6 protein-coding genes and 1 pseudogene are annotated in these 7,216 nt (G+C 73.0%); 5 read left to right on the plus strand and 2 right to left on the minus strand.

Annotated features, from left to right (window positions below):
• Nucleotides 1-193 precede the first annotated feature (193 nt).
• Nucleotides 194-739 (plus strand): annotated as a pseudogene (locus AOK16_RS22190) (TetR/AcrR family transcriptional regulator); the annotation flags it as partial.
• A 104-nt stretch (nucleotides 740-843) separates the two neighbouring features.
• Nucleotides 844-2,397, plus strand: coding sequence for an MFS transporter (locus AOK16_RS22195; RefSeq protein WP_055473939.1), 1,554 nt, complete (start codon nucleotides 844-846; stop codon nucleotides 2,395-2,397).
• A gap of 534 nt (nucleotides 2,398-2,931) precedes the next feature.
• On the opposite strand, the gene AOK16_RS22200 is transcribed toward AOK16_RS22195, so the two are convergent.
• On the minus strand, nucleotides 2,932-3,600 hold the full coding sequence (locus tag AOK16_RS22200; RefSeq protein ID WP_055473940.1) for a lysophospholipid acyltransferase family protein: 669 nt from the start codon (nucleotides 3,598-3,600) through the stop codon (nucleotides 2,932-2,934).
• Between the two features lie 354 nt (nucleotides 3,601-3,954).
• On the opposite strand from AOK16_RS22200, the gene AOK16_RS22205 reads away from it, so the two are divergent.
• The 3 genes from AOK16_RS22205 (at nucleotide 3,955) to AOK16_RS22215 (ending at nucleotide 6,583) form a co-directional block, all read left to right on the plus strand.
• Nucleotides 3,955-5,130 carry a glycerophosphodiester phosphodiesterase gene (locus AOK16_RS22205; protein WP_055473941.1) on the plus strand — a complete coding sequence of 392 codons (1,176 nt, stop codon included), beginning with the start codon at nucleotides 3,955-3,957 and terminating at the stop codon, nucleotides 5,128-5,130.
• 292 nt (nucleotides 5,131-5,422) lie between these two features.
• Complete coding sequence (locus tag AOK16_RS22210) at nucleotides 5,423-5,956, plus strand: sigma-70 family RNA polymerase sigma factor (protein WP_055473942.1); 534 nt, start codon at nucleotides 5,423-5,425, stop codon at nucleotides 5,954-5,956.
• A gap of 123 nt (nucleotides 5,957-6,079) precedes the next feature.
• Nucleotides 6,080-6,583 (plus strand): GNAT family N-acetyltransferase, encoded by a 504-nt coding sequence (locus AOK16_RS22215; protein WP_055473943.1) that lies wholly within the window; start codon nucleotides 6,080-6,082, stop codon nucleotides 6,581-6,583.
• Between the two features lie 51 nt (nucleotides 6,584-6,634).
• On the opposite strand, the gene AOK16_RS22220 is transcribed toward AOK16_RS22215, so the two are convergent.
• Entirely contained in the window at nucleotides 6,635-7,072 is a 438-nt protein-coding gene (locus AOK16_RS22220) for a hypothetical protein (protein ID WP_055473944.1), read from the minus strand.
• Nucleotides 7,073-7,216: the final 144 nt, after the last annotated feature.

Below are 7,216 nucleotides of genomic sequence, written 5' to 3' on the forward strand. Positions count from 1 at the left end.
GGCGACCGCGACCCAGCTGGCCTCCAACCTCCACGCTGCCGTGGTCGACCTGGACGCCTCGCAACTCGACCGCCTGGCAGGGCTGGCGGAGGAGCCGGAGGCGTACTGGGGGAAGCGGTCGCGGCTGCCCTGGAAGTGAGCGCTCGGCCAGAAGAATGAGACATCACTGTCTCAAATGGGCTATCCTTGTCTCATGGCCGTAGACCGTGAAGACGTGCTTCGGGCCGCCGCCGATCTGCTCACGCGGAAGGCGACGGCCTCCATGGACGAGATCGCCAGGGCGGCCGGCATCAGCCGGGCCACCCTGCACCGGCACTTCGCGGGCCGGGACGCGCTCGTCCACGCCCTCGGCCTGCTCGGCAACCGGCTCGTCGAGGAGCGGCTGACCGCCGCGCGGATCGAGGAGGGCGACCCCGTCGACGCGGTACGGCGGCTGGTCGCCGAGGCCATGCCCGTATCCGGGTTCCTGGCCTTCCTCTACGGCGAGAACCAGCTCTACGAGTCCGGCGCCGTGAACGAGGGCTGGGCGCGGATCGACGAGCGCGTCGGCGCGCTGTTCCGGCGCGGCCAGGAGCGGGGGGTCTTCCGCTACGACCTGACCCCCGCCTGGCTGACCGAGGCGCTCTACGCCCTCGTCGCCGCGTCCGCCTGGAGCGTGCAGGACGGGCGGACGGCACCCAGGGACGCCGACCGGATGGTCTCCGAGCTGCTGCTCGGCGGGATGCTCCGACGGACGGAGGCGGCCGACCCGACCTCGGGGAAGGCGGCCCACCAGGCATCGGAGAAGGCGGTCGACCCGGCATCGGAGGCGGTCGACCCGGCATCGGGGAAGGAGGCGAGAACATGAGCACCAACACCGTCGAGAACGCCGCGGCGCGCCGCGCGGACCCGGCCGCCGCGGGCAGCCCCCAGGGCGCGTCCCGGCGCTGGATCGCGCTTGCCGTGCTCGTCCTCGCCCTCCTGATGGTGACCGTCGACGCGACGGTCCTCGGCCTGGCCACGCCCTTCCTCACCGAGGACCTGCGCCCCACCGGCACCCAGATGCTGTGGATCGGCGACGTCTACTCCTTCGTCATCGCCGGCCTGCTGGTCTCCATGGGCAGCCTCGGCGACCGCATCGGCCGCAAGCGGCTGCTGCTGAGCGGCTCGGTCGCGTTCGCCGCGCTGTCCGTGCTCACCGCGTACGCCTCGACCCCCGAGATGATGATCGTGTGCCGCGCGCTGCTCGGCGGAGCGGGGGCGACGCTGATGCCGTCGACGCTCGCGCTGGTCCGCGGGCTGTTCCCCGATGCCCGGGAGCGCAGTCTCGCCATCGGGATCTGGGGCGCCACCGCCTCCGCCGGCGCGGCAGCCGGGCCCATCCTCGGCGGGCTGCTGCTCGAACACTTCTGGTGGGGCTCGGTCTTCCTCATCAACCTGCCGGTCATGGCGGCCCTCGTCCTCGTCGGGCTCAAGGTGATCCCCGAGTCGCGGTCCCCGCGGCGCGGGCCCTGGGACCTGGCGAGCGTCGGGCTCTCGCTCGTCGGCATGATCGGCGTCGTATACGGCGTCAAGGAGCTGGCCGCGCACGGGCCCGGCTGGGAGGCCGCCGCGGCGGGCGCCGCCGGAGCGCTGGCGCTGCTGGTCTTCGTACGCCGCCAACTCGCGCTGCCCGAACCGCTGCTGGACGTGCGGCTCTTCCACCACCGGGGGCTGTCCGGGGCCGTGCTGGCGGACCTGCTGACCGTCCTCGGCATGTACGGCCTGCTGTTCTTCCTGTCGCAGTTCCTCCAGCTGGTGTGGGGGTGGAGCCCGCTGCAAGCCGGGCTGGCCGAACTGCCCGCCGCCGTGGGGGCGGTGGCCACCGGGCTGGTCGCCGGAAAGGCGGCCCGGCGGTGCTCCGTACGGGTGGTGGTGGCCGGCGGGCTCGCGGCCGTCGGCCTGGCCCTGGGCGCCCTGACCCTGCTGCGGGTGGACACCGGCTTTCCGCTGCTCGGCGGGGCGCTGCTGGTCGTCGGGGTCGGCGCGGGATTCTCCTTCACCGTCACCGCAGACGTGATCATCTCCAGCGTCCCCAAGGACCAGGCGGGCGCGGCCTCAGCCGTCTCCGAGACGGCGTACGAGCTGGGGGCGGCGCTCGGGATCGCGCTCCTCGGCTCCGTCATCGCCGGCACCTACCGGGACTTCGCGGTGCCGGCGGGAGTGCCGGAGGGGGCCGCCGCCGGAGCCCGCGAATCCCTCGGCGGCGCCGTCCACGCGGCGGCGGCGCTCCCCGACGGTGCGGCCGCGGCCCTCCTCTCGGTGGCCCGAGACGCCTTCATGGAGGGCCTCCGCCTGGCCTCCGGCCTGGCCGCGGCAGCCCTCCTGGCCGCAGCGGCCGCGGCCTGGTTCCTCCTGCGAGGACAACGCCTGGGCTAGCGGGGACAACGCCTGGACTAACGACGCGGCCCGCCTCCGCGCATACGACCCGGGCCGGGCCCCGGCAGCCGCTCACCGCCCCCCCACTTCAGCGAGCTTCCCGGCCGTCGCGGCGGCACGAAATTCCGCCGCGACGGCGCGTAGTCCCCGTGGCGGAGTCCGGCGGTGCCGAACCGGGTGGTGTTTGCCGCGGGCTCCGGTCGGGTGGCAGCCCCGCCGGACCGGCTTGCTTGTGCGGCGGCCCCGCGTCGGCGCGCTGCTGGTCGGCAACGGCGGCAGGACAACTCCCGCCGCGATGGCGCGTAGCCTCCGCGGCGAAGCCCGGCGGTGCCGAATCGGGCGGTGTCTGTCGCGGGCTCCGGTCCAGTGGCGGTTCTGTTGGGCGGGTGCGATTTCGCGGCGCCCGACGCGCTGGCGTGCTGCCCCGCCGCCACGGCGGCAAAAAAATTCCGCCGCGATGGTGCGTAACCATCGCGGCGGAGACCGGCGGTGCCCGACCGGTGGGGTTGGCCGAGAACCCTCGGCGGACGGCGGCTACGCCGCTTTCGCCTTGGTGGCGTAGATGTCCACGTATTCCTGGCCCGAGAGGCGCATGACCTCGCTCATGATCTCGTCCGTGACGGCGCGGAGGACGTAGCGGTCGCGGTCCATGCCCTCGTAGCGGGCGAAGTCCAGGGGCTTGCCGAAGCGGACGGTGACCGGGCTGATGCGCGGGCGGCCCTTGCCGCCCGGCTGCACCTTGTCGGTGCCGATCATCGCGAACGGCACCACCGGCGCGCCTGTCATCAGCGCCAGCCGGGACACCCCGGTGCGCCCGCGGTAGAGGCGGCCGTCGGGGGAGCGGGTGCCCTCCGGGTAGATCCCGAAGACCTTGCCCTCGTCCAGGATCCGGCGCCCCGTCATCAGCGCGGCAACCCCGCCGTGCCCGCCGTCCCGGTCGACCGGCACCATCCCGGACGCGGTGAAGAACCAGGCCATCAGCCGGCCCTTGAGCCCCTTGCCGGTCACGTACTCGTCCTTGCCGATGAAGAAGACCTGCCGCTTCACGATCAGCCCGATGAACAGCGAGTCGATGAACGTGACGTGGTTGCCGGCCAGGATCACCGGGCCCGAGCCCGGGATCCCCTCCATGCCCTCGACCTTGGGGCGGTACAGGACGCGCATCAGCATTCCGAGAAACGCCTTGAGCAGGATGCGGGACAACGGACCCTCCGGTCGTGATGGTCGTCTGCGTGGTGCGCCGTGGCGGGAACCGTGCGGGAACGGTCCGCGCCACCGAGTGCGCAGGTGAGGACGATACTCGCCGGTGCGGGCGCCTCGCATGTCGGGTTCACGCGTCCGATACGCAGTGTTGACGTGTGTTTCCCCTGCGTTCCGTCCAATGTCTCCCTTGCGGTGGGCGCAGGCCCCTACGATCGGCCCGTCGTTTCGGCACGTACGGGACATGCACGGGACATGACAGCGGACTACTCCGGCCGACACCGAACCCCCGGCGGCCGATACCGGACCACGACACCGGACCACCACACCGATCACGGACCACGGCGAGGAGTGCTCATGGAGCGGGAGCAGGGCGGGCAGGGCGGAGAGCGTCGGCCGGGGCGGCGGGCCCTCCTGGGGGCCGCGGCCCTCGGCGCGGGCGCGGCGGCGCTGGCCGCCCACGGCCCGGCCGCGGCCGAGGCGCCGCGGACCGGCGCACCGAGCGCCGACGCGCCCGGCAGGCTGCCGGTGCCGACCGTCATCGGCCACCGCGGCGCCAGCGGCTACCGCCCCGAGCACACCCTCGGCTCGTACCAACTCGCCCTCGACATGGGCGCGGACGTCATCGAGCAGGACCTGGTGCCCACCAAGGACGGGCACCTCGTCTGCCGCCACGAGAACGACATCACCGGCACCACCGACGTCTCCGCACACCCGGAGTTCGCTGACCGGAAGACGGCCAAGACGGTCGACGGCGCCCAGCTCACCGGCTGGTTCACCGAGGACTTCACGCTCGCCGAGCTGAGGACGCTGCGCGCGAAGGAGCGGATTCCCGCCGTCCGCCAGGAGAACACGCTCTACGACGGCCGCTGGGCGGTGCCCTCCTTCGAGGAGGTGCTGCGCTGGGCCGAGGAGCAGGGCCGGCGCCGGGGCCGCCCGGTCTGGCTGCACGTCGAGACCAAGCACCCCACGTACTTCCGCAAGCTCGGCCTCGGCCTGGAGGAGCCGCTCGCGAAGCTGCTGCGCAAGTACGGCCGCCACCGCGCGGACTCGCCCGTCTTCCTGCAGTCCTTCGAGCCGGGCAGCATCGAGCGGCTGGGGAGGCTGGTCGGCTCCCGCCGGGTCGTGCTGCTGTCCGCACCCGCCTCCCGGCCGTACGACTTCACCGACTCCGGCGACCGGCGGACGTACGGGGACCTGATGAAGCCGGAAGGGCTGCGCTGGATCGCCCGGTTCGCGCAGGGCATCGGCCCGTCCCTGACCTCGGTCATCCCGACGGGCGCGGACGGGAAGCTGGGCGAGCCGACCGCTCTCGTAAGCGATGCCCATGCGGCGGGGCTGATCCTCCACCCGTACACGGTCCGCAACGAGAACCAGTTCCTGCCGACCGACTTCCGCCGCGGCACCGACCCCAACGCGTACGGCGACTCCTTCGGCTACTTCCGCGCCCTCCTGAAAACCGGCATCGACGGCATCTTCTCCGACAACCCGGACACCGCGCGGCTTGCGCGGGACGACTTCCTCAAGGGCTGACCCGCCCGTCGGCCACGGGTCCGCTCGGCGCCAACGGGCCGAGCGGCCTCATTGGTTCGGGCCTCGGCCACGGGAGGCCGGCGCCACGGGGCCGACCCGTCCACCTCGGCCGAAGGCCGGGCACCCTAACGGTCGGCGAAGGCCGCGCACTCCAACGGTCGGTCGAAGGCCAGGCCCCCCAACGGACGGTCGAAGGCCGCGCACCCCGACGGGATGACCGCGCACCCCAACGGACGGATGAGTTTGCGGCCGCCGCGAAACCACGGGCGGAGCCGGCCGAGTCCGGCCTTGTATGACACCGACTCCTGACGAGCTCGTCGAAAAGTGGCGCCCTCTCCTCTCCGCCGAGGCCGAAGCCGAGGCGTACGGGGTGGGGGTGGAGGCGGCGGACCTCGAACAGGGCGTCTGGGTGCGGCTGTTGGAACAGATCGGTGCGGCCGGGCCGCCGCGGGACCCGGCCGCCTGGCTGCGCGCGGCCGTCCGCGCCGAGGCCCGCGCCGCCCGCCGCCGCGCCCGGCGCGAGGTCCCGTACGGGTCGGTGCGCGGCGCGGCCGCGGAGGCCGGCGGGCGGGCCGTGGAGGACCGCGCCGTGACCGCCGAGGCGCGCCGCGCCTTACGCGCCGCCGTCGCCCGGCTCCCCGGCCGCTGCCCCCGGATCTTGCGCGCGATGCTGTCGCCAGGGGACCCCACCTACCGAGAAGTCGCAGGTGAGTTGGGAATCTCACAAGGAAGTCTGGGGCCCTTACGTTCCCGTTGCCTTGGATGTCTGCGCAGAATGCTTCCGGCGGAGGTTGCGGCTCCCCAACTCTGGGGAGGGGAGCGTTAGCCGACCGGCGCCACGGAGACGGCGTGTACCCGATGCCGGCTCCGTTCAGGGCCCACGCGGCTCGGGCGCACCCCGACACCCTCAGCGGCGCCCGGGCGGACCGACTAGGGGAGGCATGCGTACATGGGCATCAGCGTGACCATCTCTGCGGCGACCGAGGACGACGCCGAGAAGATCCTGAAACTGCAGTACCTCTGCTACCAGCGCGAGGCGGAAATCTACGGCGACTACACCATCGAACCCCTCACCCAGACGCTCGACGACCTCCGCGCCGAACTGAGCCAGGGCCCGGTGCTCGTGGCCCGGCTCGGCGAGGAGGTCGTCGGCTCGGTGCGCGGCACCGTGGACCAGGACGGCACCGCCAGCCTTGCCAAACTGATCGTGCACCCGAGGATGCAGCGGCACGGCCTCGGCGGACGGCTGCTGTCGGCCATCGAGGCGCGGCTGGCGGAGGAGTCGGCAGCCAAGCGGTACCGGCTGTTCACCGGCCACCGCAGCGAGGGCAACCTGAGGCTCTACCGCAGGAACGGGTACGCGCCCGTGGGCACCGAGCAGGTCTCCCGCAAGCTCAGCCTGATCATGCTGGAGAAGGAAGCGGCGCCGCAGGCATTTGTGACCAGCGCCTGAACAAGCAGCAGTGCGGGGCCCGTTGGGCGAGCCCTCCGGAGAACCCGGAGGCTATGCCCGGCGGGCCCTGCGCAGCCAGATCAGCCCGGTCACCGGCAGTACCACGGGCAGGAACAGATAGCCCATCCCGTAGTCGGACCACACCGTCGCGTCGGGGAAGGCGGACGGCTCGACGAGCGTCCAGGTGCCGACCGCCAGCACGCCGACGAGCTCGGCGGCACAGCAGACCGTCGCCAGGCGCCGCGCGGTCTCCCCGCCGCGGACGAGCGAGACGAGGATGAACGCGTAGACGACGGCGGCGACCGCCGACAGCACGTACGCGAGCGGCGCCTCGTCGAACTTCATGAGCATCTGCGCGATGGAGCGGGACGCCGCGCCGACGGTGAACACCCCGTACAGCAGGACGAGCAGCCGCCCGGGCCCCTCCCCGAGCCCCTGCCGCCGCTTCGGGGTCGCGCCCTCTTCGGTCGTGGTCACGGGCTCAGGCACCGGCCGACCCTCCCCAGATGTCGAAGAGCCGCACTTCGAGCACGGCCAGCACGAACGCTCCCGCCGCGACGGTCACCGAGCCCCAGCGCGTGCGCTCGGCCAGCGACAGAAAGCCCGCCGCGGGCACGGCGGCGGCCGCGCCGA

The sequence above is a fragment of the Streptomyces pathocidini genome (assembly GCF_001418495.1).
GTDB lineage: Bacteria > Actinomycetota > Actinomycetes > Streptomycetales > Streptomycetaceae > Streptomyces > Streptomyces pathocidini.